The 26790-nt window shown below is 57.6% G+C and carries 20 protein-coding genes; 6 read left to right on the forward strand and 14 right to left on the reverse strand.

Annotated features, from left to right (window positions below; all coding sequences use genetic code 11):
• The first annotated feature begins 14 nt into the window (after positions 1–14).
• A complete protein-coding gene (locus E6N53_RS11985) occupies positions 15–842 on the forward strand; it encodes a glycosyltransferase family 2 protein (protein ID WP_161596553.1) in 828 nt (275 codons plus the stop codon).
• A gap of 15 nt (positions 843–857) precedes the next feature.
• Here E6N53_RS11985 and E6N53_RS21580 read toward each other — a convergent pair whose 3' ends face one another.
• The 11 genes from E6N53_RS21580 to E6N53_RS12040 form a co-directional block, all read right to left on the reverse strand.
• The gene (locus E6N53_RS21580; protein ID WP_142859564.1) at positions 858–1994 is read right to left on the reverse strand and encodes a glycosyltransferase; all 1137 of its coding nucleotides are present in this window, start codon (positions 1992–1994) and stop codon (positions 858–860) included.
• A complete protein-coding gene (locus tag E6N53_RS11995) occupies positions 1991–3154 on the reverse strand; it encodes a glycosyltransferase (RefSeq protein WP_142859566.1) in 1164 nt (387 codons plus the stop codon). Before E6N53_RS11995 ends, E6N53_RS21580 begins: the two co-directional genes overlap by 4 nt.
• A 120-nt stretch (positions 3155–3274) precedes the next feature.
• Positions 3275–5296 (reverse strand): bi-domain-containing oxidoreductase, encoded by a 2022-nt coding sequence (locus tag E6N53_RS12000; protein ID WP_201741134.1) that lies wholly within the window; start codon positions 5294–5296, stop codon positions 3275–3277.
• A 231-nt stretch (positions 5297–5527) separates the two neighbouring features.
• Complete coding sequence (locus tag E6N53_RS12005; RefSeq protein ID WP_142859571.1) at positions 5528–7381, reverse strand: heparinase II/III family protein; 1854 nt, start codon at positions 7379–7381, stop codon at positions 5528–5530.
• A gap of 52 nt (positions 7382–7433) precedes the next feature.
• A complete protein-coding gene (locus E6N53_RS12010; RefSeq protein WP_142859573.1) occupies positions 7434–8648 on the reverse strand; it encodes a glycosyltransferase family 4 protein in 1215 nt (404 codons plus the stop codon).
• Between the two features lie 6 nt (positions 8649–8654).
• On the reverse strand, positions 8655–9950 hold the full coding sequence (locus E6N53_RS12015; RefSeq protein ID WP_142859575.1) for a nucleotide sugar dehydrogenase: 1296 nt from the start codon (positions 9948–9950) through the stop codon (positions 8655–8657).
• On the reverse strand, positions 9947–11065 hold the full coding sequence (gene wecB, locus E6N53_RS12020) for a non-hydrolyzing UDP-N-acetylglucosamine 2-epimerase (RefSeq protein ID WP_142859577.1): 1119 nt from the start codon (positions 11063–11065) through the stop codon (positions 9947–9949). The genes E6N53_RS12015 and wecB overlap by 4 nt, the downstream gene beginning before the upstream one ends.
• A gap of 80 nt (positions 11066–11145) precedes the next feature.
• Positions 11146–12480: a glycosyltransferase family 2 protein gene (locus E6N53_RS12025; protein ID WP_142859579.1), complete on the reverse strand. Its 1335-nt coding sequence runs from the start codon at positions 12478–12480 to the stop codon at positions 11146–11148.
• Positions 12480–12893 carry a glycosyltransferase gene (locus E6N53_RS12030; protein WP_142859582.1) on the reverse strand — a complete coding sequence of 138 codons (414 nt, stop codon included), beginning with the start codon at positions 12891–12893 and terminating at the stop codon, positions 12480–12482. Before E6N53_RS12030 ends, E6N53_RS12025 begins: the two co-directional genes overlap by 1 nt.
• 310 nt (positions 12894–13203) lie before the next feature.
• Positions 13204–16320, reverse strand: coding sequence for an ABC transporter permease (locus E6N53_RS12035; protein ID WP_142859584.1), 3117 nt, complete (start codon positions 16318–16320; stop codon positions 13204–13206).
• Positions 16321–16402: 82 nt separating this feature from the next.
• Positions 16403–17092, reverse strand: a complete 690-nt coding sequence (locus E6N53_RS12040; RefSeq protein WP_136592353.1) for an ABC transporter ATP-binding protein — start codon at positions 17090–17092, stop codon at positions 16403–16405.
• Between the two features lie 387 nt (positions 17093–17479).
• On the opposite strand from E6N53_RS12040, the gene E6N53_RS12045 reads away from it, so the two are divergent.
• The 3 genes from E6N53_RS12045 to E6N53_RS12060 all read left to right on the forward strand — a co-directional run bounded on the left by E6N53_RS12045 (position 17480) and on the right by E6N53_RS12060 (position 20214).
• On the forward strand, positions 17480–18754 hold the full coding sequence (locus E6N53_RS12045) for an RNA-guided endonuclease InsQ/TnpB family protein (protein ID WP_142859587.1): 1275 nt from the start codon (positions 17480–17482) through the stop codon (positions 18752–18754).
• Between the two features lie 483 nt (positions 18755–19237).
• Positions 19238–19432 (forward strand): DUF1328 family protein, encoded by a 195-nt coding sequence (locus tag E6N53_RS12055; protein ID WP_142859589.1) that lies wholly within the window; start codon positions 19238–19240, stop codon positions 19430–19432.
• Between the two features lie 113 nt (positions 19433–19545).
• Positions 19546–20214, forward strand: coding sequence for a helix-turn-helix domain-containing protein (locus E6N53_RS12060; RefSeq protein WP_142859591.1), 669 nt, complete (start codon positions 19546–19548; stop codon positions 20212–20214).
• A gap of 106 nt (positions 20215–20320) precedes the next feature.
• Here the strand turns inward: E6N53_RS12060 and E6N53_RS12065 are convergent, their stop codons facing one another.
• Entirely contained in the window at positions 20321–20965 is a 645-nt protein-coding gene (locus E6N53_RS12065; RefSeq protein ID WP_142859593.1) for a hypothetical protein, read from the reverse strand.
• 206 nt (positions 20966–21171) lie between these two features.
• Between E6N53_RS12065 and E6N53_RS12070 the strand changes: the two genes are divergently transcribed.
• Together E6N53_RS12070 and E6N53_RS12075 are read left to right on the forward strand one after the other, a co-directional pair.
• A complete protein-coding gene (locus E6N53_RS12070) occupies positions 21172–21489 on the forward strand; it encodes a MarR family transcriptional regulator (protein WP_142859594.1) in 318 nt (105 codons plus the stop codon).
• Positions 21486–21821: a hypothetical protein gene (locus E6N53_RS12075; protein ID WP_142859596.1), complete on the forward strand. Its 336-nt coding sequence runs from the start codon at positions 21486–21488 to the stop codon at positions 21819–21821. The genes E6N53_RS12070 and E6N53_RS12075 overlap by 4 nt, the downstream gene beginning before the upstream one ends.
• 157 nt (positions 21822–21978) lie before the next feature.
• Here E6N53_RS12075 and E6N53_RS12080 read toward each other — a convergent pair whose 3' ends face one another.
• Complete coding sequence (locus E6N53_RS12080; protein WP_142859598.1) at positions 21979–23763, reverse strand: glycosyltransferase family protein; 1785 nt, start codon at positions 23761–23763, stop codon at positions 21979–21981.
• Entirely contained in the window at positions 23756–26773 is a 3018-nt protein-coding gene (locus tag E6N53_RS12085; RefSeq protein ID WP_142859600.1) for an ABC transporter permease, read from the reverse strand. Before E6N53_RS12085 ends, E6N53_RS12080 begins: the two co-directional genes overlap by 8 nt.
• Positions 26774–26790: the final 17 nt, after the last annotated feature.

Consider the following 26790-nt stretch of genomic DNA (forward strand, 5'->3'; position numbering starts at 1 on the left):
GAAGAGTACTGTGTATGAACAACATTCTCGTCTCTGTCATTATACCCACATATAATAACGAAAGCTCGATCGGAGAATGTATCAAGTCCATACAAAGCCAATCTCTAAGTGATATTGAAATTGTTGTCGTAGATGGTGGTAGTACCGACGAGACAATGGAAATCTGTCGCAAGTTAGGTGTCGAACCCTACGCAACGGACTTAGGTAGAGCTAGCGCAAGGAAATTCGGCGCCGAAAGAGCTGAGGGAAAATATCTTCTTCATGTGGACTCTGATATGTTCCTCAGCGAGGACGTTGTCAAAGACTGTGTAAACAAGGCTGAAACTGGCTATGATGCCCTCATTATTCCCGAGAAAAACGTTGGTAGCACGTACTGGGCTCGTGCATCTGATATTGGAAAGCAGATCTCAATTGCGGGACGTGAAGGGAACTTAAGATTTATACAATCAAAATCATATAGAGAGATAGGTGGCCATCAGTCGGGGCAGGTTGCGAAGGAGGATGAGTATCTAAATGATAAGGCGATTATGAATAATCTACGAATTGGATTTTCCGATGGACTTATTTACCATAATGTTGGCTCGTTATCTCTTCGCGGTTTACTGAAAAAGCGTTATCACTATATTGCCACCATTGACAAATATGAGAGTTCAAAAGATTTTGAAAAAGAGGAAGTAATTAGTCACCATACTAACCAAGGAGCGTCGTTAATTACAAGTATAAAAATAGTCGCTTCTCAGCCGCTCTATGCGCCGGGATATGTTCTCATTGAGGGTCTTACAGGGATGCTATCTATTTATAATAAGTTTCTGGACCGCAGTGAAACTGAGCCAAGAGAATAAATTCGCGTATCTACATCAACTATCATTTTCTCGCAATTCATTATATATTTCTTGGAGTTTTTTTCCAGTATTATCCCAAGTGAACTGGTTATTAACGCGGTCTCGCCCTGAGGAACCAATTGATTGCGCATATCGTGTATTCAGAATCAGGGTCTCAACAGCTTCAGCGATCTCAGCACTACTTTTTGGCGAAACAAGGATTCCAGCGTCCCCAACTACCTCGGGTATCGCACTTGATGTAGTGCTAATTACTGGTAAGCCACTTGCCATTGCTTCAACAAGTACCATACCGAAGCCTTCGAGTAATGACGGGAATACGAATATATCCGCTGCCCTGTAGTATTCCGGAAGTAATTTTTCAGAGACAAATCCATCAAATCGAATGTGACTTTCTATACCTAAATTTTTAGCCAGATTCTGTAAGTGTCTTTTGTCGCCCCCGCCAACGATAATTAAACCAACTTCCGAATACTGTTCAAGAATATCGTCCATTGCTGTAAGAAGATATTTAATACCTTTTCGCTCCGAGAGTGGCCCAACGTACAAAAGGGTGTTTTCCCATTGATTAAGATCTACTTGTGATGGTCCTGGATGATAAGTATCCGGATCCACACCATTTGGGACTATACGGATTTTTTCTTCGTTAACACCCCTATGTGACAAATCTTGTGCAGAGTATTCAGAGACAGAGATGACCGTGTCAGCAATTGCATAGCATTTAAGCCAAAGCCAATGGCTGGATGGCAAATATAGGTATTCCATTAGTTCATTGGGGTCATCCCAGTGATGGTAATGGGCAATCAGAGGAGTAGAGAAGCATTTCCAAACAATCGGAGTGAAAGTATGTACCACGTCAGATGAATTTAGCAGGTCGCGGTACGATCTGAGTGAATAGTTGATTGAAAGGAAATCAAGTGAGAAAGCACTGCCGACCCTCCCTAAGAGCTGCCTGCTGTCCGGAATTCGATGAATAATGACTCCGTCATCATTCGACACTTTTTTTTCACCACCGTTTCGGTATGTGGTGATAACATGGACCTCATGTCCTCGTCGAGCGAGCGCTCTTGCTGATTCCTGTACAACTCGCTCAATTCCAGGATTATAGCCTCTTTCCGGGTACGGGTAGATATATGAAACTATACATATTTTCATATGATTTCACCATACACTTCAGATGTATCTTTAGCAACACTGCCCCACGAGAAGCTATCAAAGACGAATCGACGGAGTTCAGAACCGTTGATGTCTGACTCAGATATCCGGTTCAGTCCGTCGAGTATCCCCTCAACTGTTGGACTTACTTTCTTACACCCAGAATGGTCAACCCATTCAGAGACACCACAGACATCTGTAACGACGACAGGCGTTTTGCAAGACATTGATTCAAGAACGACATTTCCGAACGATTCGTATCTGTCTTTAGATGGTAGGACAAATACGTCCGCATCTCGGTATGCCTCAAACTTCTCTTCGTTATATAACGGACCAGTAAATGTGACGGCGTCCCTGATGCCAACCGTGTCAACAAGATCTTGTACGTTGTCTAAATACCCGGTGTCTGGTCCAGTAATGACTAAGTGGGCATTTGGCTTTTGATTCTTAAAACGGTCAAAGCTACGAATCAGGAGGTCAAGTCCCTTTCTCTCAGATATTCTGCTCAAAAATAGGACGATGAATTTACCTTCCAGTGAGTGTTGCCTTCGGAAGTGGCCAAAGTCGGGAACCTCTGAATACTCTTGAATATCAATCCCGTTGGGGACGTGAAACACTTGGGGTAAATTAGGTTGTGGGACAACACTGGAATATAAGCCTGATTCACTTTTTGAACTAGCTATAATTCCGGTAGATGATTGTAGCATTGATTCACCGATGAGCTTGTCAAATACTAACTTTTGATTCGATTTTGTGTACCGAGGTACGGAACCACGTGGCTGCATAACAACTGGAATTGAATTCTGCTTGGCAACAGTATATGCAAAAGCATTTTCCATAGACCTGTACTCATGAATGTGAACTAAGTCGAACTGTGAGATATTTTTTTGAAGTGCCCGGAGCATTCGGATAGGAGTGGAGACACGGTAGTTCCACACCAAATTATTAGACAAATTTTTAAAACGATATACTTTAACACCATCTATCCATTCTGGATTATCCACGTCAACTCTACTCTCAGAGTCGTTCGCATCAGTAGTGTATACCGTAACCTCATGTCCTAAATCCACAAGCTCTTTACATAATTTGCTCGCGGACTTCACAGGGCCACCGTAACCATATGCAGGAGGAAATGCCCTCGCAATGTGAAGAATCTTCATTTTGTATTTATTTGTAGAGTTTGTGATGTGTGCTCGGCACAATAACTGATTGAGTAGTCTTATTCATTTGAGTTCCTTGTTCGATTAGTCAGTAAGCTCAACTCCGTTTTTACCCAGAATTTAGTTGTTACTAAGTTCAATGGCTACGTTATCGCGCAATGACTTTTGAACCGAAAATGTTGCTTCAGTGACTTCAATTATCGATTCCAGTGGAATAGGTGACTCACTCTGACTGAGGATAGCTTCGACAAATTTCTCAAATTCCTGTTCGTGTCCCTTATCTTGAGACAATCCGAGCCTTCCACTTTTGAAATTGTTGATTCGTTGTGCAGATCCATTTCCAAACCCTTCGACCAATTCTTTTGGGAGTGAGTTATCCCCAAGTGTTGTGTATAGCACGGAAGCAGTACTCCCGTTCTCAAACTCGAGGGTCAAATCAACGTTCTGTACGGGGACTGTCTCGTCACCGGTTTTCGCGGATGTGGCTCGTACTTTACTTATTTTTGAGTCAGAAATAAATCGGGCAAAATCAACAAAGTGACAGACTTCACTGACGATACGACCACCACCTACCTCTGGGTCATGAATCCAGTGATTATCCGGAATCTCATTTGCGTTAACTCGATAATTTATCATCACTGGACCGGGTCCGTCAGTCACAGCCCTCTTAAATTCCTGAGTCGCTGGAGCGAAGCGTCGGTTGAAGCCGAGCATCAAACGACCATGCGAGTTCTTTGCAGCAATAGCGAGCTCCTTTAGTCCTTCTCGAGTGATGGCAGCCGGCTTCTCCAAATGGACTTCTTTGTCATTCTTTAGTGCTGCGACAGCAATCTCTGCATGCATATCGTGTCTCGTCGCTATCACAACGAGATCAATTCGATCGTCTTCGACAATTTCCGTGTAATCTGACGTGGAGTACGAGCAATTATGCTTTCCAGCGATTTCAGATGCAGAGACTCCAGTAGCAGAAGCAACAGCTCGGAGATCGAGCTGTTCAATATCATTTATTATCGGGATTAATTTCCCTTTCGCAAAATTTCCAGCGCCGATTAGACCAACAGACAGTGGGACACTCCTCTTTTGGGTTTGAAAATTTGAGTTTGTGTCGGCATTATCACTTGTCTGAATAACAGAGTGTTCTCGGTCCGGATCGTACTTCAATAGTATTCCAGTGAAGTCTTCGTTATTCGGGTTCTCTAAAATCAAGTCATAGGCATCAGTTGCGTCGTCGATTTTGTACTCGTGAGTCTGCAATGGCCCGAAATCGATTCGACCCTCTGCCAGGAGTCGAAGAGTCTCTCGCATATTCCGATTCTCAGTCCATCGAACGTGGCTAATCGGATAGTCAAGGCCTTTTTCTTCGTAGTTTCGATCGTAGCGGCCTGGCCCGTACGAGCGCGAGATAAGGAAGTCAAGTTCTTTCTCGTAATACAGTTCTCGCGGAACGTCCATTCCGACTTGACCGATGACAGACACTCGTCCGTTCGTTCTAGTAATGCTCCCGGCTAACTCCACAGGGTCGTTGCTCTTTGTTGAAGCAGCAATAAGCGTAGCATCAACGCCGTTCCCGTTGGAAAACTGCTCAGCAATCGCTTCAACGTCTGAACTGCCGATAACAGCTCCTTTCGATGCACCTGCGTCAAGGCCTTTCTGGACCTGGCTCTCGGAAATATCGAGCCCAAGAACAGGGAATCCGTATGCGTTCAATAGTTGCGTAACTGTCTGACCAATCAGACCCATACCGATAACAGCAACATGCTCACCAGGGCTTAGGTCTGCACGTCGGATTCCTTGCATTGCGATCGCCCCAATGGTGACGAATGACGCGTTCGCCGGGTCCACGCCCTCTGGGACAGGGGCACAAAGATTCTCCGGGACAGAAGCGACTTCGGCATGATTCGCATATCCGGCGCCTGCACAAGCAACTATATCTCCAACAGAAAATTCGTCTACATTGTCTCCGACTGCGATAATCTCACCACAACAACTGTATCCCAGTGGTGAGGCTTCTTCGAGTCGGGCCATCACCGATTGATACGTCGATACTAAACCGTCGTTTTTCGCCTTTTTGAGAACCTGTTTGGCGAGGTCTGGTCGTTCTCTAGCTTTCCCCAGATAGCTCTTCTTCCCCAGCTCAATCATTGACTTCTCAGTCCCGGCACTTACACAAGAATAGTGATTTTTCACCAGAACACTATTGTCGTCGACTTGAGGCCGTGGAACGTCGGCCAGTCGTACCTCTCCCGTCTTAAAATCCTGTATAACCTGTTTCATTTTTCAGAGTCCCACGTAAGCGAGATAGTTCGTACATCAATCCTTGTTTGCGGTTGAAATGAGTGTTACGAATAGGATGTCAGATAAGCGCTATTGCTCCTACAGAGAAGGTAAACTATAATGTGTGCTATCAATTTCAAGGCTACCCGAGTTCCGATCGTATGTCACACTTCCTCCCGTACCTGTAGAGAAGAAGAACCAACCAGTTGATTCCCCGTATGTTAATTCGACCGTCTGTCTAGGACAGGTAGTACCAAACTCCGGAAAGTACGAACTCGTATCCAATGTGGCGCGCAGGCAGCCATTTGTATCCAACGTGCCGAGTATTTCCCCATCTTGACCCTCGATAATGAATTGATTGTTAGTAGATTGATTGATTTTCACGTCGGGGTGTGCATGCAGTCGACTAATCACTGGCTTGCTATCTACTCCTACGATTGAATCAGTGATTAGCCACCAGTCCCCATTTGAATCGACGCGTCGCCGGTGAGTGTATGACTCCTCAAAAGAGCGTGAAACATCGTATTCACCTACTAGCGTGTTAATTAGGTCTGATTCGTGATGCCCTACAGTAGGGTTCGTCCGTCGCCCCATGAGATACTGTCCCCCCACATCAATTGGCCCAGATGTTCCCACCTGGACCGAATTGTGCGCTTGGACGCTTCTAGCGTACCGGCGGTTTTCATCTGGGAGGTACTGATACACACCCGTATCTGTCAAGACCCGTTGACCGTGAAGCCACAACATAATACTTAATAAATCAATATGAGAGTGACCTGGGAGATGAGGCGGTCCAACACCTCCTCCATCAAACAGGAGTCGACTCTCCCCCTCACCCAGCCAGTAGTAGCCCGTGTCTGAAAGGGTAGAGCTTGGGCTACCAAACGAAATACCGACTGAGTCTGCGTAGTTCAACACTTCAGATATCGAGAAGAACTCATTGAATACAGCGTCATTTAGCAACGGTATACGACCATCGGGAGGAGTGAGTGTTCTAATAAATTGTGTCGCAGACCGTGATACTTGCAGAAGAGCATCTGGGACGTGACGGCCATAGCTATCGAGTAGGCCGACAGCTGAGAGAAATCGAGTGAGGACCATGATGTGGTACATAGGGCTTCGTTCAAAATGACCACCGTCATCCAAGAACTGATTCTGACCAGCGTTTTCGAAGAGTGAGAGACCAGTTTCCAGCCAGTCGGTTTTAGACTGGAATACCAGTCCGCTCATCGTAAGGGCTAACGCGTTCTCAATGAGGTGGTTTCCCCCCACGTCGGTCTCAATGTGGTTCCTGAGAAATAATGTATTTTTATAGAGATATCGTAAGATGAATTCTCGAGAGGATAGCATGTCATTTGCATCAAGCCATGCACAATACCGACAAAGCCGCATAATTCGTAGTGAGACTGCGTGGGGAATCCAATCTCGCCGTAGATACTCTTCTGATCCGATGACCGTCCGAGATACCATCTCACGAATCCAAGGATCAAGTACTTCTTTGACGAACTCAATTGGATTTTCGAGTCTTCTTTCAGCGGAAAAAAACCAGTCTAGTTGCTCAAATGAGGAATATTTTAGCCACCACAATAAGGGAACCTCATTTAATTGTTCATTTCCCCATTCGATTGTCCGATGTTCTCGGAGTTCAATCGTTATATTCAGAAACTCGAGCTGAAAATCGGAGAAGCTATTGATCTTTTGAACGTGCCGCTCTACAGTGGCAGAGCTAAGGCACTTTTGAAGGGTTGTGAGGTTCTGAAAAGTAGGACCTAACGTTGGATCTAATTCTGTCGGAATCTGTCGCTCATATCGTGCGTCAAAATCCACAGGAATCTTAGGAACAAATGTGTGTCGCAGCTTCCGGTCGACGATTCCAAGGAGTTGTTCGCGTTGGAGTCTTGAAACGGTCCACAGACCAAGCCGCAATTTTTCAATGCTCTCAGGTTGGTTCATGAGTAGGATGGGAGACTTCTAGGGCTACACTCGGTTTGCTTGACGGTCAGCGCTATCCATCAATATCCTCGTGCAGTCGGATTATTCGCTGCGAGAGTTTCTGAGCAATTGCCTTCCGCTCGTACTTCTCCAGTATAAATTCCCGGCCTACTGTGCCCATCTCGTCTAAACGTGAAGCGTCTGCAAGCAGTGAGTCAATCTCTGAAGCGACTACGGTCGGGGTTCCATCTGGAACGATTCCCGCTTCAGACTCGACTACGATTTCTTCAATAGCTCCGGTTCCGAGAGCCAGAACTGGAAGTTCACATGCCCAGTACTCGTAAAGTTTTGTCGGCACGGCATATGAAAGGGAATCACGTCTCTTGAGTGGTGCCAAGCCGATCCGGGCACTGCTCAGATACCCCGGGATTTCCTCTCGATTGACCAATCCTGTGAATTCAACCCTATGAGACACGCCGAGTTCCTCTGCTAGCTGAGATAGTTCTGACCGGAGGTCACCATCACCAACGAGACGGAGGGTGACTTCTCCGTCTGTGTATTGGAGTGCTTTAATGCAGGTTTCCAAGTCCTGTCCATAGCCGATATTTCCGGTATAAATAAGATCAACCTCGGTAGCAGAATCATCGGGCTGAAACATGGTCACATCGACACCGTTCGGAATGAGTTCCACTTCCGTATCGAAATCGTATCGTGAACGTAGCTGCGTAGTGGTCCCGTCAGTCGTGACGGTGATTAGTTGAGCTGTGTTGAGTTCAAATTCTTGGTACGCATGACTAAGCCTCGTGACGATTGCGTTCTCTGAAATAAAGCCGAGGTCCGTGGAGACATCAATCCATAAATCACGAATGTCAACAACCCAATCTACGTATCCTAAAAGTTGGAACGGCGCTGCTACCATCCCTGTAAAAATGGGTGGAGAAGAAGTCACAACAACGTCGAATTCTTTTCGTCGCCAGAATAACCAGAGAAGCGCATGGGCAACGAACGTGAAATAGTACAGCATTCGCTCGATGAAAGAAGGATCAACGCTCCGAAGTTGCCACGACCAAAGCCTGTGCAACCGATGTCCGTTTCGTCTTTCAGCAGTTTCCCACACCCATGACCAGTCGAAATCTGTCGCAGGATAACACTGTGGAGGCGCAATGACAGTCAAGTCAACGTCAGAGGCCATGTGCTTCGTCAAATCGCCCAGCCGAGATGCGTTTCCGCCTTTTTCTGGTGGGAACTTCTGACTGACAACTAAAACGTTGGGCTGTGGATCGCTCATCCAGGGTTAAATTCGGGTTAGATTGAAACCAGCATTGATCCAGCGCATCTTGTCGAGAACTGCTTTTGAGTCGATAATGGTATTGCCAGACATCTGTTGCTGGACACGGTCTAAATCCATGTCGGTATACTCCTTGTGGTCTGTAGCGATAACCAACGCATCCGCATCGGTGATGGCGTCGTCAAGCGGATGTAGATTTAGCGTCTGGTCGTCAACGTGTGGGTCATTAAGATTCACGTTCACCCCAGGAGACGCACCACCATCAGCTGAAATCGATGATTCTTTTCGTTCAATACTTGACTGGATTCTCCGAGCTATTTCTAATCCAGGACTGTTTCGAATATCATCTACGTTACCTTTGTACGCGATGCCCAGTATCGCGATTGTTTTTCCATCCAAAGATCCAATTTCAGACTGAAGAACTTCAACGACATAATCGGCCATTCCATCGTTGATCTGTCTTGCCAGAGAAATGAGGTTCAACTCGTCTGAATTTTGACCGAGGAACCACGGATCGATAGGCAGGCAGTGACCACCGACTCCCGGTCCTGGTTGGTGAAGCTCCACACGGGGGTGTTCGTTTGCGAGCTGAGTCGCCTCACGGGAGTCAATATCGTAATCGTTCGCGAGCTTAGCAAGCTCATTCGCCAGCGCGATATTAGTATCACGGTAGGTATTCTGAATCAGCTTCACGAACTCTGCCGTCGTTGCGTCAGTAGTCGTATGGATATCACCCTCCACAAACGAATCATACAGTCGGACAGCAGCTTCTGTAGAGACACCGTTTACTCCCCCGATGATACGGTCGTTTTCGCGGAGTTCGGTGATAATATTGCCGGGTAACACTGTCTCCGGACAATGAATTAGGGCGATGTCTTCTCCAGCGTGGTGTCCGGACTGCTCCAATATTGGCTGTAAGACAGTTTCTGTGGTGCCAGGGGGTACCGTTGATTCCAGAATAACTGAGTCACCCGAACGGAGGTGGGGGTAAATCGCCTTCCCAGCTTCTTCGATGTAGTCGAGTTTAGCGACTTTCTCTTTGTCATCGAAGGGAGTAGGCACAGCAATGATGTGGTACTTCGAGGGGCCGACTTCCTCAGAAACTTCGAGATTACCAGAGTCAAGTGCTTCAGTGACGAATGCCCGGAGTCCCGGCTCTTCTACTGTCACAGTGCCATTCTGTAATTCGGCAACGAGTTCGGTGTCGACATCAACTCCTACAACCGAATGCCCGTAGTTGGCCAACATTGCAGCCGTCGGGAGGCCAATGTATCCCAAACCGTGAACGTGAATCGAACTCATTCAGCTGATTTCCTCGTTTTCCCGCATGATATATTAAGTATCTGTTCGGACGCGGTCCCATCACCAAACGGATTATCCCAGTTATGTTCTGAGTCAATCATCTCTCTTGCACAGGTTAAGATTTCATTCGGATCGACACCAGCAAGAAGATTCGAGCCGACATCAAGTGTTTCGGGTCGTTCTGTATTATCTCGGAGCGTGACACACGGGGTCTGAAGAATACAAGCTTCTTCTTGAACACCCCCCGAGTCTGTCAATATGATAGACGCAGACTGTTCTAATAATAAAAAGTCCAAGTAGTCGAGAGGTTCGACGAGTTCAATGACGTCTGGAATCTCGATATCGAACTCATCGAGTCGGCTCCGTGCCCTCGGATGGATTGGGTATAATACCGATAGGTTGAATTCCTCGGCGACGGATTCAATTCCACTTAGTAACTGCTGAAATCGGTGTTGGTTATCGACATTTTCGGCTCGATGTGCAGTCACAAGTGCGAACGGATTCTCAGCCAGTTCGAACTCGGTTAGGACGTCACTCCGGTGGAGTGCGAGTTGACTATGCTCTTCTACCGCATCAACAACGGTGTTGCCTGTCACATAGATACAATCATCTGGTAGTCCCTCATTTCTGAGTAGCTGTGCTGAATCTTCCGTGGGCGCAAATAGGTAATCCGCAGCGTGATCAGTCAACACCCTGTTGACCTCTTCAGGCATCTCATCGTCAAAACTCCGCAGTCCAGCTTCAATGTGCCCGAGTTCTATCGGGAGCTTACTTGATGCAATGGCACCCGCCAAGACCGAATTTGTATCACCTTGCACGAGAACGACATCCGGAGTCGACTCAAGTAGAATCCGTTCGATGCCCTGAATCATTCTGCCGGTCTGTTCCCCATGTGAATCCGAGCCAATTTCCAGATTATAATCAGGCTCGGGCAGGTCTAGTTGCTCAAAGAAGACCGAATCAAGTGATTCAGAATAGTGTTGTCCGGTATGGATGAGTATAAAATTCAAATCGCGATTCTCGCACTCCCGTATCAGGGGAGCGAGTTTGATGATTTCGGGTCTAGTTCCGAGGATGATCGCGACGTCTGTGGGCTGCTTATCTCTCACTGTCATTGGATTTTGGACTCGCTAGTTTCGTATTTCATGAATCGCACCTCGGCTCAGCAGTTGACCGGCTTCAAGCTCTGAAATCATCAGTCTGTACGTTCATAGTGCGTTTCGAGTGAGTGCAGGATAATAGCGGTGAAACTCGCAAATGCACCGAAAAGCCCGAAGAGGCCCGAAACAACCGCGAGACCGACCGGGAATGTACCCGTGGAGAGATAGTTGCTGAACGTCCAGTAGACAAAGACGATGGCGATTGCAATCGAGAGGAATCCTGGAATTCCGAGGGCAGAAAGAGGGTGCTTTCGTTCAATCGTGCGGATGAGATTCCCCACAAGTTGTATTCCATGTCTTAGTGGATGGTGTGAACTCTCATGATCAACGTCATACGAGATTGTAGTGCCGATCTCCTCAACGGGGTATCCCATCTTGTGGGCATGATGGAGGATGTCAGTACTGGCACTCATGTCATTACCGATTGTGTCAGTTGCAAGACTATCAATCGCTGTTCTACTGTAAAGGCGGAAGCCACTCTGCGTGTCTGATACACGTGAATCGCTGCGCACGACCCCCATGCTCAGATTCGTTAGGAGGTTAACCACACCGAACCCAAACCGACGATATAGTGGCATATCTGTTTGCGCCCCTTCGACAGATCGACTTCCGACAACAATTTCGGCATTACTCCGCTTGAGCGCATTGACGAGCTTTGGGATATCATCCGGGTCGTGTTGTCCATCGCCATCAAGTACCACGAGGTGCTCTGCGCGGCATCGTTTCGCTTCGGTGAACGCCGTCTTGAGCGCCCCGCCGTATCCCTTGTTCACCTCGTGTTGGATGACGGTTGCACCGGCCTCCTCGGCTAAACGGACAGTGTCGTCAGTGCTCCCGTCGTCGATAACCACGACCTCGTGGGCGTAGTTCAGAGACTCCCGGACGACGTCGGCAATCGAACGTTCCTCGTTGTATGCGGGAATCGCCACCAGTACTTCCGATTCCGAATCGACTCGGGGGGCCGGGACAGCCTCGGTGAGGTACGCGTCGTCCTCACGCAATCGTTGCGTGCTTGTTTCGAAGTCGACAGGGCGTCCAGGGCACTCGTGCAGCAAGACGCCCGGATACCCAATTTCCCGTGCTTCACGTGCGATACCACTAGCGAACGGGCCGCCCTCCTGATGGAGGTCGACTTCGATGGTGGGCATGCCCAACTGTTCGGCAAACGAGACCGCTTCGAGTGTCTCGTCGCCCGCATGACAGACAATCGTCTCGTACCCTTCTGTTTGTCCTCGGAGAATCGTGCTCGCGACGTCCTCCGCGTTATCAGGGGTAGCCACCACAGCGACTACCGGACGATCCGCCTGGCGTCCGATCTCCGGTGCTGATGTGGCTCCGTTTGTGTGTGTAGTCGAGTTGTGTTGCTCCATCAGGCGATGTCCCTCCCTTCTCGAGAAGTCGCCCGTGGAGAGTACGGGGTGGTAGCACCTCTCGCGAGCCCCTTTGATCCCCGGAGCCGAGGTACGCTACTTGACTCACAGACCCGATTGCGCTCCCCCTGCACTCGGTTGGTACTCACATTGGTTTCGTCCGAGTCGTTGGTTGCCTTGTTCGTCTCGTGTTCGATGACCGTCGCCCCGGCAGATGCTGCGACCTCGACGGTCCGGTCGGAGCTGCCGTCGTCGACGACGACCACCTCGTCGGCGAACGCCTGCGCAGAAAGAATCACACTCCCGATTCCGACTGCCTCGTTGTATGCGGGCAGCCCCACAAGGACACCGAGCTCTGCGTCTCTCGTCTGGGCCGTTTGTGCCGATCCGTTTGTTAGATTCTGTTGATTCATCAGTCCCCACTACTGAACACACAGCGACTGCCGGACACGGTCGCGACAGCCCCCGAAGATATCCAGCACCCGTTTTCAGTTCGGACTCGCATTCCTGTCAACCCCGTAATCCCCACGCGTGGATAGACACGCGTACAGCGTCTTATGATATTTGACAGCCATATATCGAGATGGCCAGTTGATAATACTACTGGAAAATCTTCTTCACTAGTGAATAGTAATGAACATTAACATAATAATATCCGCTCGAAAACGAATCCTCAGTTACGAGACACCAGCGAGCGGACTGGGCGGCAAGCCAACCCAATTCTCACTCCCGTAACCGCAACAGCCGCGTCGGCGGGGCCCGCAAGAACCCCAGCGCTCCCACGACGACACTCGTCACCGACAACACCAACCCACCACCGACGACCATCGCGATGAGCCACGGGACGGCCGGGATCGAGAGGCGAATCCCGAAGACGACCAGCAACCCGGAGAACTCCAGGAGGCGCAACGCGACGTATGCGACCACCACCCCCACGATCGTCGAGGGGAGGGCGATCACCACCGCATCACGGACCAACAGTCGGAGCACCTGTCGGTCGGTCGCTCCCGTCGCGCGGTGGACGCCGATGGTCCGCCCCCGGGCGTGGACGGCCTGCGCGAAGGCCGCGGTCGTGCCGCCGATGGTCGCGAGGCCGGCGAGTAACACGATGGCTCCGAACAGCACCTGCACGTTCCCGAAGACGTTCTCGATGGCCTGGCCGACGGGCGTCCCCGGCGAGTAACTCGCCCCCTGGGCGGCGATGGATAACACCCGGCTGTCGCCCTGGACGCGATACGTCGTTGAGGCGAGCGTCACCGTCTCGTCGGCGTCCGCCCCGACCGAGTCGACGCGGATCTCGTACTCGCCCGGGGGGAACCGCTCGTCCAAGCCCGCATCCGTCGTCGGCACGTCGACGCGCGCGGTCTCACCGGCGGCCAACTCCACCGTCCGCGTCGTGCGCCCCTCGGGCGAGACGAGCGCGAGCGTCCGGTTCAGTCGCGTCCCCCAGGGGTTCGCGACCTGGATATCGACACGGGGTCGCGTGAGCGCGTTACCCACGGTGGGCGTGACGCTGAGTCGGACCGAGAGCTGTCGCGTCGCACCCTCCGCGAGTCGAATCTCACGCGACGTCGCAGTGTAGCCGTCTTTCTGGGCGCGGAGTTCGGCCGTCCCTGTCCGGTCGGGAAGCGTGACGACGGCGACACCCTGCCCCCCCGTCTCGTAGGTGTTCGAACCGACGGTGACCGTCGCCCCCGAGACGAACGAGCCGTTCGGAGCCTCGACGGGGACGATGAGTGTCGCCCCGGGTGGCGCTCGCGCGGGGAGTTCGGCCGGGATCGAGAGCGCGTTCGGGTCGAACACCTGGACCGACGTCGTGTACCCCTCGACGCCGAGCGTCGTCGCCCCGGTCGTCGAGAGCGTCACGGGAATCTGCACCTCGCCCTCCGCGTCGGGAGCGAGCGTGACCGACTGCTGCCCCAGGGTCTCGTTCCCCGCGCCCTGGAGGGTGAGCGTCGTCCGTGTCTCGGTCGCGTCGAGGTTTCGCACCGAGACGGTGACGGCGAAGGACTCACCCAGCGCGACCTGAGCGGGTGCGTCGACACCCGTGACGACGACGCCACGGTCCTGTCCGGGGGCGACGAGCGCCTGCTGTGCCGCCGAGAGGTCCTCAGTCCGGATGATGTGCGCGCGCGTCTCACTGGTCGCCAGCCCCTGTGCCGTCTCGAGGGGGATCACCAGCATATCGTTGAGCGTCCCCTCGGCTTCGAACACGCCGACGACCGTTACCCGCCGAACGCCGGGCGTGACGCTCCCCCCGAGGACGATGCTCTCGCCGACCGCGACATCGAGTGTCGACGCTAGATTCCGCCCGATGACGGCCTCGTCGCGCGACTGCGGTGCCCGCCCTCGGAGTAGTCGCGACTCGGAGACCGACGCGAAGGCGTCGTAGTCGGCCCCCCGGACCATGTACGGTTGCCCATCGCGCACGGCCGCGTAGATGACCTCGGCGCTCGCGTTGATGCCCTGTGAGCGGAGGAGGTCGGCCGTCCCCGCATCGACACGACTGTTCAGGGGGTGGGCCGCCCCGGCTTCGACGATGGTCCCGCTCTGTGTCCCCGCGAGCGGGACGAACGCCCCCCACAGCGACCCCACGAGGAGCACGACGAAGACGAACACCGTCAGCGTCGCCGTCGTCGGGATGGCTGCACGCGGGTCCAACAGCGTCGGGCGCAGCGCCTGCCGGAGGCGGTGGACACCCCCACTCGGTCGCCCCCCGTCCGTCCGCTCCGCTCGAATCGACGAGAAGAGTCCCCCACGGGCGGAACTCGACCCCCGCGACTGCAACCGGAGCTGTGCAGGTGGGGTTCGGACCGTCGGCCACGCCGCGAGCGCCCCGGCGACGAGCCCCGAGAGGACCAACACGCCCGCGAGCGTGAGCAAGAGTCGCGCCACCGCGGGCGTCACGGTCCCCGCGAGACTCACGGGCAACCCCGCAACGACCGCGAGGTTCGTCACGGCGTTCGTCAGGATGACCCCGAGGGCGTACCCGAGTGCGACGCCACTCAGCACCAGCCCACCCGCACGCGCACAGAGGACGGCGAAGAGCCGTCGCGGTGAGCCGCCCGTCGACCGGATGACGCGAATGTCGTCGTGGCGGTCACGGATCGACATCCGGGTGACGCTGTACACGACGACCAGGACGAGGATGCCCCCACCGAGCGCCGCGATGGAGAGGATGGTCAGGAGTTCGCGCACGCCCGCGAGGAGGAACGGCAAGGCAGCGAGGAGCGGCGTCCCCGGTGGGGCGGGCCGCCCGGTCGGCACCGCGCCCGCGATTCCCCCCTCGCTGTCGAAGACGAGGACGGTCGACACGCCGAGGGAGTCCACCTCCGACGCCGACGCGGCGTACCACCACGGCGGGAGGATGGTCCGGGCGTCGTTCCCCTCCGTGACGGTCTCGTAGGGACGAACCGTCGTCTCGACCTGTCCTTGGGTTCCGACGAACCGTATCGACTGCGCCTGGGCAACGGGCCCGGCCGCCCCCTGTCGGATATCGGGGAAGCGTGCCTGTCGCCAGTCGACGGACGCCCCCGAGAGGACCGCGGGTGCATCGGCTGGAATCCCCGCGACGGTCACCGACTCGCCGTTCACCGTCGCACGCGCCAGCGGGATGACGACGTCACCCTCTTCGGCGGCGGCCTGTGCCGCCTCGAGCGAGTCGTACTCGGCGACGGTCGCCGTCGACGAGAGGTCGTCTTCGAGCGTCTCGGTGTACGCGCCCGCACTCGCCAGGAGGAGGGCCGTCCCGAGGAGGAACGCCGTCGTGATGGCGACGACGAGGACCGTCAGCCACTCGCGTCGCGACCACCCACGGAGGAAGACGCGTGCGTAGCTCATCGGACGCGAGTGAGGACAGGGTGGGACGCTGTCGCGACCGCGGCAGGGACGAGATGGGTGACGAGCGAGGCCATCGCGCGAGTCACACGTGTTCTGGTCCGTGTTCTGCGGGTCGACGTTCGAACAGGTCGCCTCCCTGCAGGGTGAGCGACTGGGGGAACCGCTCTGTCAGTTGGCGGTCGTGGCTGATGACGACGAGCGCCGTCCCGGCTTCGGCCTTCGTCTCGAACAGCAGGTCCAGCACCGACTCGGCGGTGTCGGGGTCTAACTGCCCCGTGGGTTCGTCCGCGAGGACGACCGCTGGCCGGTTCGCCAGCGCCCGCGCGATCGCCACTCGCTGTTTCTCCCCACCCGAGAGCGTGGGTGGGTACTGCTGGGTCAGGTCGGCGATACCGAGCGCCTCGAACAACTGGTCCAGCCAGTCGTCGTCGCGGTCGCCCGCGTGTTCTTGGGGGAGGGCGGCGTTCTCTCGCACCGTCAGGTCGGGGATGAGCTGGAAATCCTGGAAGACGAAGCCGATGAGGTCTCGGCGCAAGACGGCTCGCTGTCGTTCCGAGAGGGAACTCGCGTCCTGGCCGTCGATGACGAGCGACCCGCTCGTCGGGACGTCCAACAAGCCCAAAATGTTGAACAGCGTCGTCTTGCCCGCGCCACTCGGCCCCTGGATGAGCATCGTCGCGTCGGCGGGAACCGAGATGGAGACGCCGTCGAGAATCCGCTCGCCCGCTCGTTCGACGACGAGGTCTGTCCCCTGGAGGACCGGGTTAGCCATTGCTGGGTGTGAGTCTCTGCTCACGGTACGTAATGCTGTCGTCAGATCGGAACGGGTCCGAATGCCACGCTCGGTTCGGTCTTGGGAGCGCGTGTGTTCGTGTCGGTATCGTCGTCGCCAGCTGGCGGAATCGTCCGGCGCAGGCAGCTTCCGTCTCGAGTCGCGCCCCGAGTGCAGTCACGTAAGCGTGGCAGATGGCTTCGAGAGCCAGAATAATTAACCAACAAAAGCCGCTTATCGAAGTCTCAAGGCTAAAACCCCGCCCTTCAGGGCGGGGATACAGCCGACAACTCCTACACAATCCACCGTCGATGGCACGGCTGGATATTCCACGCTAACCGACACTATTAGCAAAACGGTCTTCATAACCAGTTATGAAGCCAGAAAATGAGTCGGACCATCCGAACATTCGAGGCGACGATTACGAACCAGCAACAGGTTCGTGACGACCTTGACCAACTCGGATGGGCCGCCTCAAAACTCTGGAACGTCGGTCGCTACTACGCACAACAACAGTGGGACGAAACGGGCGAGATTCCCGATGACAGGGAACTCAAAGCCGAACTCAAAAGCCACGATCGCTACACGGACTTGCATTCTCAATCCAGTCAGCGCGTTCTCGAAGAACTCGCTGAAGCGTTCAACGGCTGGTTCGGCAAGCGTCGAAACGGCGACGACCGTGCCCGACCGCCCGGTTACCGCAAACACGGTGACTCTCACCCGCGTTCAACTGTGTCCTTCAAAGCGGCTGGCTTCAAGCACGACGCACAGTTCACCCGCGTCCGCCTCTCGAAAGGTCGGAACCTGAAAGAACATCGTTCAGATTTCATCCTCTGTGAGTATCAGACTCGCCCGGATGTTGACCTGACCGAGTGGGACATTCAACAGGTTCGTGCTGTCTACAAGCGCGATGAGTGGCGGCTTCAATTCGTCTGTCGCACCACCGCCGACCCGGAACCGCCGGGCGACGAAGTGGCTGGTGTTGACCTCGGGATATGCAACTTCGCCGCCGTATCATTCGGTGGAGAGTCGGTGTTGTATCCCGGTGGCACACTCAAAGAGGACGAATACTACTTCACGAAGAAGAAAGCCAAGTGCGACGATTCCTCTTCGCGAGAGGCAACTCGTCTCGACCGGAAGCGGACTGATCGCCGGACGCACTTCTTGCACGCACTCTCGAAAGAAATCGTGGAGGAGTGTGTCGAACGAGGTGTCGGTAGACTTGTTGTTGGCGACCTCGGCGGCATCCGAGAAGACGACGAGAACGGTGAACCTCGGAATTGGGGCGACCACGGTAACCTCGACTTGCACAGGTGGGCGTTCGACCGCTTCACAACGCTTCTTGACTACAAGGCCGAAGCCGAAGGAATCGGAGTGGAGTTGGTGTCGGAAGGCGGCACATCGAAGTCGTGTTCGGCGTGCGGCCACACCGACGAAAACCAGCGTGTCGAACGTGGACTGTACGTGTGTGAGAAGTGCGATACAGTTGCGAACGGGGATGTGAATGGGGCAGAGAACATTCGGCAAAAGGTACTCCCAAGTCTCGCCGCGGATGGCGGTGATAGGGATAACGGCTGGTTGGCACAGCCAGCGGTTCACCTGTTCGACCGTAGTGTGGGTGTTTTCGCCCCACGAGAACAGGTTGTTAACCGCGAACCGTAATATCCCAACGGCGGTCGGGAATCCTCGTCCTTCAGGGCGGGGAGGATGTCAATCGTTGGGCACTCCGGGACGCCGTCAAGCATCCCTCATTCTCGCGCAAGGGCTGGAAGGATATCGCCGCCAGCGAACACCAGCTGGCGACCGGCCAGGGGCGAACTGACAGTAGCGACGAGATTCGAGCGCGTCTGACTGAGGACACGGATAGGAGCGAGTCGGATTCCTCTCACGGCTGAGCCCGTGGGCTTCCTCCGTACAGTTCTGTGACCCGTCCACACGCAGGCGCACATGCAAGCAACAGTCCCTCGTGGGGTCCCGCCCGAACACACAGGTGACGATGACCAAGTCCAACCCGATCGACGAGTGGGCCGTCTCGGCCGACCGCCGACGCGACACGACCCACACTGACGCACCGACAGCCGGGCCGTTGCCGACAGCCGAACGGACAGCACACATGACGAGCGACCGTTCCCTGAGGGGCCTGCGATGCTAGCACTCGCCCTCTTGCCCGTGTTACAGCTCTCCGGCGGGGGGTTCCTCACCTACGCGATCGGCTTCTTCGTCCTCGCCATCGGCGCGGCGGTCGTCGGCTTCCGAGGTGTCGCCGGCATCTCGATGCGGATCGCCAAGTTCCTCGTCTTGGTGTTCCTCGTCCTGGCGGTCGTGTCGCTCCTGCTCTAGGCGACGCTCGTCCATCCCACAGCGCGTGAAACGTCTGCGAACGGCAGACTGTCCGGTCTTCTTGTCACGCCCCGAACATTCACACCGGGGTGCGCGCAATACCAGCGTGAATCATGAGTACCATGGTCGAAGCGACCCTGCCGGTCGACCAGTTCGCCCTCAGTGAGACACTCGCGGAGTATCCGTCTGTGGAGTTCGATATCCTGCGGCTGGTCGCCAACGGGACCGACCGGGCGATGCCGTTCCTCTGGGCGTCGGGTGAGGCGCTCGATGACCTCCCCGCAGTCCTCGAAGCGGACCCGAGCACCGAGAACGTCGAGGTGGTCGCCGAACTCGAAGAAGAGTACCTCCTCCGGATGGACTGGCGCGCCAACATCCGGGTCATCCTCTACATCATCCTCGAGGAGAACGCGACCATCATCGACGCGACGGGGTCGTCCGATAGCTGGCTGTTCAGAATCCTCTTTCCGGAACACGACGCCGTCTCGGCCACGCACGAGTTCTGCACCGAGTACGAGGTCGACCTCGAGTTCGAGCGGATCTACCAGCTCTCCGATTCTATCCGGCGCGGCCAGTACGGACTCAGCGAGGACCAGTACGAGACCATCGTCCGGGCGTACCGGGACGGCTACTACGAGGTCCCGCGCGAGACGGGGCTCAAGCAGTTGGCGGAGCACACCGACGTCACCCACCAGTCGCTGTCGGAGCGGCTGCGACGCGGACACGAGACGCTGATCGCGAACACGTTGAGCCCGGAGTTCGTGTCGGTTCCGGACTCCTGAGTGGTCGCTGCAGTCCGCGGACGCTGAAAGATACCGCAAGCGACTCTCGGAGGGTCCGCACGCCGTCTCGCGTCAAAATCAGGTACCCTGTCGTCGGGCGGGCCGCTCAGTTCGTCGTCGCGTCGGTGCCGGGCGGAGTCACGCGCTCTGTATCGCAAAGCGCCCCATCTCCGGCCGGGTCAGGAGCCGTGTCGGGCCCATTGTCACGCTCGCGCTCGGACGTCGCAGTGTGTGCGTCGTCGCCCACGGGCTGTTCGGCTGTCTCCCCCTCAGCGGCATCGGCTGTCTGCTCGTCGTCTGTCAGCTGTTCGTCGTCTGTCGGCTGTTCGTCGTCCGTTAGCTGCTCGTCGTCCGTTGGCTGCTTGTCGTCCGTCAGCTGTTCGTCATCGCTCTGTTGGGCCGTCCGACGACGCACGAGAGCGTAGCCGACGCCGACGAGACTCCCTGCGAGGAGGGCGAGCGACAGTCCCCGCGAACGACTCGACGTCGTGGCTTCGCCGTCGACGCCATCGTGGTCGGGAGCCGAGTCAGCGTCGGCAGCCGCTTCAGTCGCGTCAGACGGCTCGTCCGCTTCTGTCGTCGCGGACTCGTCACCCGTTCCTGACACCGCTGTCGTCGCGGCGGTGTCCGTCCGAGCCACCTCCTGTTCGACGAGCGCCTCGCGGACCGCGTCTCTGACCGGTTGCTTGATGACCTGCTCGACGAGGTCTGTCGACCACGTGGACTGCGTGTCTGCGTTTCGGTCGTTCATCCATCTGAGTCGAGCGGGGCGCGAGCCACTGGCAGTTCTGCCTGCACGTGCAAGCAGGCGAGAACGGGGGCCCACGGAGGTGGGAAGAGAACAACTCGCGCTTCAGCGCACGGATTACCACGACACCTCTCACCTGATTGCTGGCCTCGGTCGCGAACAGCCCTGTCAGCGACGTGTTTATTGCAGTCTATAACAGTATATTACACATGCCGATCAACATCGACCGGTTCGACGAAGAACCGACCGAGGTCCTCGATATCCAAGAGGATACACAGCCCTACCGGATCCTCCAGTTCCTTGCTGAGCATGACGACAAAGCGTTCACCCAGACAGAGATCCACGAGGCGACGGAAATCAAGCGCGGAAGCGTCGGGGCTGTCCTGTCACGTCTCGAAGACCGAGGACTTGTCCGCCACCGGGGACGGTACTGGGCGATTGGAGAGGACGACCGCCTCGCGTCGTATGCAGCACAGGTGAAGGCCAGTTCAGTCTCGTCGACTGACGACTACTACGGCGAGGAGTGACTGGGTTGTACACCCGTGGTGCAGTGGTGAAAGGCCCTGACCTGTTCGCCGACCACGAGTATCGTCCATATGTCTGCCTCAGTGATGACACACACCCGTTCAGTGACGAAGAGGCGCTGTACGCCGCAGTCACGACGACGCGTCGTGCAGCCGCAATCCCACTGACCGACGACGATTTCAGGGCTGGCGGGTTGCCACGCGAATCCTACGTGAACCCGTGGACCATCGCGACGATCCGGCACGCCGACATGCAGCACGAAGAGGGGCGTCTCACCGACACAGCGGCTGAGACGATTGCGAAGGAAGCAGCAGGATATCTCGGAATTCGGTAACCCACTGCGATGAACCGCCGCGGACCCAAGCGACTTGAGACGCCGGAGGCGTCTCGACAGCACCGAGACCGAAGTCTTCCGAATGACCCCAACGGACTCTCCGTGCTGAGTACCCTCTCGCGGGGGGTTTCACGTCTTCAACAACGAGAGGATTCACTCAACAGCCCTGGCCAGCCGCTGTAACGGGAAGCGAGACCGTCGCCGGGTCGCGACCCGTGTTCGCGTAGACGACGTGACGGCTCCCGAGCCACGACTCGTAGCGCTCTTCGGACACCGTCTCGGGAGCGAACGGGAACAGGTGTGCGCCGCTCGTCGTCCACGACTCCTGCGAGAGGACGCGACACGTCGGGCTCGTCCCACCCGAGAGCCAACTCGCCGTCGGAGAGACGGTCGGGTCGCTCCGATAGTAGTGGACACCGACTCGAGAGAGCGAGTGGTCGGTCGCCCACTCGTCTCCCGCGTCAGAGGCGAAGCCGACGGCTTCGAACTCCGAGTCGAGCGTCGTACTCGGGTACGTGCCGGTGTCGAGGTTCAGGTAGGCGAACGGCACGCTGACGACCACCATGAGCAGGACGAGCGCGACGGCGGCCGTCCGAAGCACGGAGCGCCCACCGTCGGCGGAGCCGGAGCCGGACCACCCGGACGCGAAGTCAGTCTCGAGACCGGTGCGCGTCGCCAGCAACCGCGCGATGACGAGCCCCGCGAGAATCGCGAGCGGGAGGTGGCCGAACGTCTGGGCCCTGATCGCCGTGTTGACGTACTCGGGGGTCAGCGACGCGGTCAACGAGAAGCCGATGACGGTGAGTGGCCCCGCGAGCAGCGCGACGACGATGGCACCGACAGAGCGGTGCGGTGTCAGGAGACCCATGCCCACACCACCGACCAGCAACGGCAGGGCGAGCGCCACGACCGGGACGAGCACGAGCGTGGGTGTCTGCGGCGTCCCCGGATAGACCGAGACGAGCGTGTTGACGGCGGTCACGAGGTAGAAGACACCCAGCGGGACGACGACGGCGAGCGAGCGGGCTCGCGACGAGGTCGTCCACACCCACGCGACGCCAACGACCAGGATGATGCCCCACGCGAGGAACAGCCCGGGGAAGGCGACGACGCGGTCGACGTAGGCGATCTGCATCACCGTCGCTGCGAGCTGGTAGTACCCCCCGAAGTAGAGCCAGAAGCCGGCGGCGATGGCCCCTCCACCGAGGAGCGTCCGACGGTCCGGGTGCTGGACGGCGTGAGCGACCACGAGACCGACGATAGCTAGTCCTGCAATCAGCGTCGAGAAGATGTGGGCGAGCGGAAGCGTCACGAGCAAGATGCCGAGCGGGACCGCCCAGCGCCTGGTGTGCGACCCGTCGTCGAGCCAGACGTGCAGCGCGAGGATCGTGAGCGGCAACAGGACATAAAACAGCACCTCCTCGTCGGCGTCCATGGTTCGACGGAGGAAGATCCCGTTGAGCGCGAGGATCGCGCCCGTCGCGACGACGGCAGCAGAGACACGGCGGCGTGCCCAGTCGAACCCCCGCGCGACACGGTGCGCGACAGCGACGCCCGTGAAGACACCGAAGACGCCGATGAGCGACGACAGCGGCTGCGTGACGCGAAGGGCGTCCACGCCGACGACGGCCGAGACGCTCGTGATGAGGCCGGTGAAGACGATGCTGTCGACGCGGAACGCCGAGATGGGAAGCGCGCCGGTCCGGAGCGTCTCGCTCGCGAACCACGCGTACTGGAAGCCGTCGAGGGTCGCCGGATGCGGACTCCAGTACAGCGGGAGGAACCGAACCACGGCGGCGAGTGCGAGGAGCGAGACGATGGCGAGGCCACGGCGGCCCCGCGTCCCGAGGCCGTGCCCCTGTGAGAGCGACTGCCGTGAGGCAGTGGCGGTCGACGCCGACTCCGACCGCGTCGTCGTCCCCCCGTGTTCGATCTCAGTCATCGCTACTCACCTCCGAACCACCTGTCGACGAACGCGTTCCCTGTCGCTTCGGCGCGCGCCGCGTCACCGGGGCGAGCAGTGTCGCGGGCGAGGCGGCGACGAGCGACGTCGCCGCGACGACCGCACTGAGGAGTGCGAGGCCGAGCGCACTGGCGCCTGCCGCGACGAGGAGCGCCGGCGAGAACGTCGGCCGGAGGACGATGCCGAAGAGTCGGAGTTCGCCCAGCGACAACAAGAGCCAGACGAGCACGCTGGCGACGAGCACGGATAGGACGGCACTCGCGCCGCCGACACGGAGCACGTCGCCGAGGACGAGTCGGTAGATGCGACCCGGCGAGGCACCGACGGCGCGGCGGACCCCCACCTCGTCGCGGGCGGCGTGGATGCTCCGGGCGAACGAGGCCGTCGTCGCGCCGATGGTCATGACGCCGACGAGTGCGACCATCGCGGCGACGAGCACCTGGATGTTGCCGAAGACGATCTCGATCGCCTGGGCGATGCCCCCACCGCTGGACTGGCGGCCACTGCTGGCGAGCGCCGCAGCCAGCCGTTCGTCACCCTGGACCTCGAACTGCGTGGCAGTGGCGTTCTGGCCGTCCTGCAGGAGGGTCACCGAGTAGGTCCCCGCAGGGCGGTACGGGAGTCGGAGGCGATGCTCGGCAGTTCCACCGGGTTGGAGGGTCAGTTCGCGTTCGGCGGCACTGTCGCCCTGGACGAGCGTCACGGTCTGAGTCACTGGTTGCCCCCAGGGGTTATTGAGCGTGGCGACAGCCGTGGGCCGCGTCGCGATCGAGGGCGTCTGTGGCCGGACGCTGATGTCCGCGCCGAAGCGACGGTCGAACGACTCGTCGACGACGACCGTGGTTCGCGCCGTCTCGGAGCCGACCGTCGTCTCGAGGGTGTACTCGCCCGGCTCGGGGAACCGGATGCGGACGGCACCGTTCTCGTCTGTCGTCCACGTCTCCTCGCGACCGGTCACCGTGATGGTCGCGTCAGTGACACGCTGCCCACCGCGGGTCACCCTGACAATCGGCTCGGCTCCCGTCGGCACCTCGGTCGGCAGCTCGATCGAGAGGGCGTTCCCTCCACCCCCGCTCCCCACCTGCACCGACTGGGAGAGCCCGGCCACGCGAAGCTCGTACGTCCCGTCAACACGGGGCGGGAACGTGAGCGAGACCCGTCGCTGTTGGCCCGGTCGGAGTTCGACCGGCACCTCGCGGGTGTCCCCGCCGAGGCTGACGGCCAGCGCGTCGTCGACGGGTGCCAGCCCGTAGTTCTGGACGGTGAGTCGGAGCGTCGTCCGCGTCTCGTTCGACCGCGCGGTCGCGTCGAGGACCGAGACCGTCGGCTCGGTGCTGTCGCCGGACTCGATCGGTTCGGTGCGGATGAAGTTGACCACGCCGTCTCGGGTCGTCGAGAGGCGCGTCCCCGTCTCCAGCGAGACGAGCAGTTGGTCGTCTTCGACGCCGCGGGCGGTGAACACGCCGACGATATCGACGCGGGTGAACGCCGGGCGCGTACTCCCGCCGAGCGTGAGCGAGTCGCCGACGTCGACGGCCAGCGTCCGAGCCAGGTCAGCCCCGATGACTGCCTCGTCGGCCGTCGCCGGGGCGCGCCCCCGGACGAGTGTCGGGTTCGAGACGGACGCGTACGCCTCGTACTGCACCCCCCTGACGAGGAACGGCTCTCCCTTCGCGGCCTCGAAGAGGAGTATCTCGGGGCTCGCCGCGATGCCCTGTTGCTGGAGCGTCTCCGCGTAGGCGGTGGGTACCTGACTATTGATGGGATGGGAGGCATCGGCCTCGGTGATGGTCTGTTGGTCGTCCGGCGTCAGCGACGCGAGGGCGCCCCCCGACGCCGAGATGAGGAGGACGAACACCACGAACACCGAGAGCGTCGCCGTCGACGGGACGAGTGCACCCCAGTCGAGGAGCGTCGGACGCAGCCGCCGCCGGAGGGCCGCGAACGACGCATCGGGCGTCGGCAGCGCCGACGACGGCCGCGCAATCGTCGCCGGTGGCGGGCGAACGGCCGGGCGAGCCGCGATGACGCCGGCGACCCCGCCGAGGAAGACGATGAAGGCGCTCGTCGGGGCGAGCAGGCGGACGGCTTCCGGTGAGACGGCAATCGAGAGCGAGGTGGGTGCCCCCGCGAAGACGGCGGTGTTGATGACCACCCGGACGAGGACGAGTCCGAGCGCGTAGCCGAACGCGACGCCGATACCCGTGAGCAAGAGAGCGCGGACGCCGAAGATGGCGTACACCGACTGTGGCGAGGCGCCGGTCGACCGCACGACGGCGATGGTGTCGCGGCGGTCTTCGACGATGACACGCGTCACGCTGAACGTCGTCACCGCGACGAGGACGCCCCCGGCGAGACTCGCGAGAAGCAATACGTCGACGAGTTGGCGCGTGCCGAGCAGGAAGAACACGAGCACCGAGAGGAGCGGGACGGACCCGTCGGTGGGAACGAGCCCCGGACTCGTCGGCGAGAGGACGAACGCCCCCGTCGGGCCGATGGTCTCGACAGTCGACGCGCTGGTCACGTACCATCCGTCGGGGACGAGCTCGCCCGCCGGTCGCGGCGCGAGCGTGACCTGCTGTGACCCACTCGTCGTGTCGACCCGCTCGTCGAGTGTCCGCACCTGCGTGGTCGACGCGAGGACACCATCCTGGCCGCTCGGGACGACGAACGTCTGTCCGCGTGACGTCACCTCCGGTGGCGGGTTCGGAATCCCGATGACCGTCCGCTGGTGTCCGTCGACCGAGATGGTCGTGACGGGGAGGACGTACTCGCCGCTGTCGGCCGCTTGGCGGGCGGCGTCGACGGAGTCGAACGACTCGACCGTGCCCGGTGAGTCGAACTCGGCGGCGATGGCCGTCGTCTGCCCGGCCATCGCCAACCCGAGGAGCGTCACCCCCGTCAGGAAGGCGATGGTGACGGCGACGACGAGGACGGCGAGTCGGTCACGGCGTGACCACCGGAGGACGAGGGCCTGTCGGTACCCCATTCACCCGGGAGTCGAGA

It is taken from the genome of Salinigranum halophilum (assembly GCF_007004735.1).
Taxonomy (GTDB): domain Archaea; phylum Halobacteriota; class Halobacteria; order Halobacteriales; family Haloferacaceae; genus Salinigranum; species Salinigranum halophilum.

Excerpts from the sequence above, each read along its gene's own strand:
- E6N53_RS11985 (WP_161596553.1), top strand. The coding sequence starts at position 15 with ATGAACAACATTCTCGTCTCTGTCATTATACCCACATATAATAACGAA.
- E6N53_RS21580 (WP_142859564.1), bottom strand. The coding sequence starts at position 1,994 with ATGAAAATATGTATAGTTTCATATATCTACCCGTACCCGGAAAGAGGC.
- E6N53_RS11995 (WP_142859566.1), bottom strand. The coding sequence starts at position 3,154 with ATGAAGATTCTTCACATTGCGAGGGCATTTCCTCCTGCATATGGTTAC.
- E6N53_RS12000 (WP_201741134.1), bottom strand. The coding sequence starts at position 5,296 with ATGATTGAGCTGGGGAAGAAGAGCTATCTGGGGAAAGCTAGAGAACGA.
- E6N53_RS12005 (WP_142859571.1), bottom strand. The coding sequence starts at position 7,381 with ATGAACCAACCTGAGAGCATTGAAAAATTGCGGCTTGGTCTGTGGACC.
- E6N53_RS12010 (WP_142859573.1), bottom strand. The coding sequence starts at position 8,648 with ATGAGCGATCCACAGCCCAACGTTTTAGTTGTCAGTCAGAAGTTCCCA.
- E6N53_RS12015 (WP_142859575.1), bottom strand. The coding sequence starts at position 9,950 with ATGAGTTCGATTCACGTTCACGGTTTGGGATACATTGGCCTCCCGACG.
- wecB (WP_142859577.1), bottom strand. The coding sequence starts at position 11,065 with ATGACAGTGAGAGATAAGCAGCCCACAGACGTCGCGATCATCCTCGGA.
- E6N53_RS12025 (WP_142859579.1), bottom strand. The coding sequence starts at position 12,480 with ATGGAGCAACACAACTCGACTACACACACAAACGGAGCCACATCAGCA.
- E6N53_RS12030 (WP_142859582.1), bottom strand. The coding sequence starts at position 12,893 with ATGAATCAACAGAATCTAACAAACGGATCGGCACAAACGGCCCAGACG.
- E6N53_RS12035 (WP_142859584.1), bottom strand. The coding sequence starts at position 16,320 with ATGAGCTACGCACGCGTCTTCCTCCGTGGGTGGTCGCGACGCGAGTGG.
- E6N53_RS12040 (WP_136592353.1), bottom strand. The coding sequence starts at position 17,092 with ATGGCTAACCCGGTCCTCCAGGGGACAGACCTCGTCGTCGAACGAGCG.
- E6N53_RS12045 (WP_142859587.1), top strand. The coding sequence starts at position 17,480 with ATGAGTCGGACCATCCGAACATTCGAGGCGACGATTACGAACCAGCAA.
- E6N53_RS12055 (WP_142859589.1), top strand. The coding sequence starts at position 19,238 with ATGCTAGCACTCGCCCTCTTGCCCGTGTTACAGCTCTCCGGCGGGGGG.
- E6N53_RS12060 (WP_142859591.1), top strand. The coding sequence starts at position 19,546 with ATGAGTACCATGGTCGAAGCGACCCTGCCGGTCGACCAGTTCGCCCTC.
- E6N53_RS12065 (WP_142859593.1), bottom strand. The coding sequence starts at position 20,965 with ATGAACGACCGAAACGCAGACACGCAGTCCACGTGGTCGACAGACCTC.
- E6N53_RS12070 (WP_142859594.1), top strand. The coding sequence starts at position 21,172 with ATGCCGATCAACATCGACCGGTTCGACGAAGAACCGACCGAGGTCCTC.
- E6N53_RS12080 (WP_142859598.1), bottom strand. The coding sequence starts at position 23,763 with ATGACTGAGATCGAACACGGGGGGACGACGACGCGGTCGGAGTCGGCG.
- E6N53_RS12085 (WP_142859600.1), bottom strand. The coding sequence starts at position 26,773 with ATGGGGTACCGACAGGCCCTCGTCCTCCGGTGGTCACGCCGTGACCGA.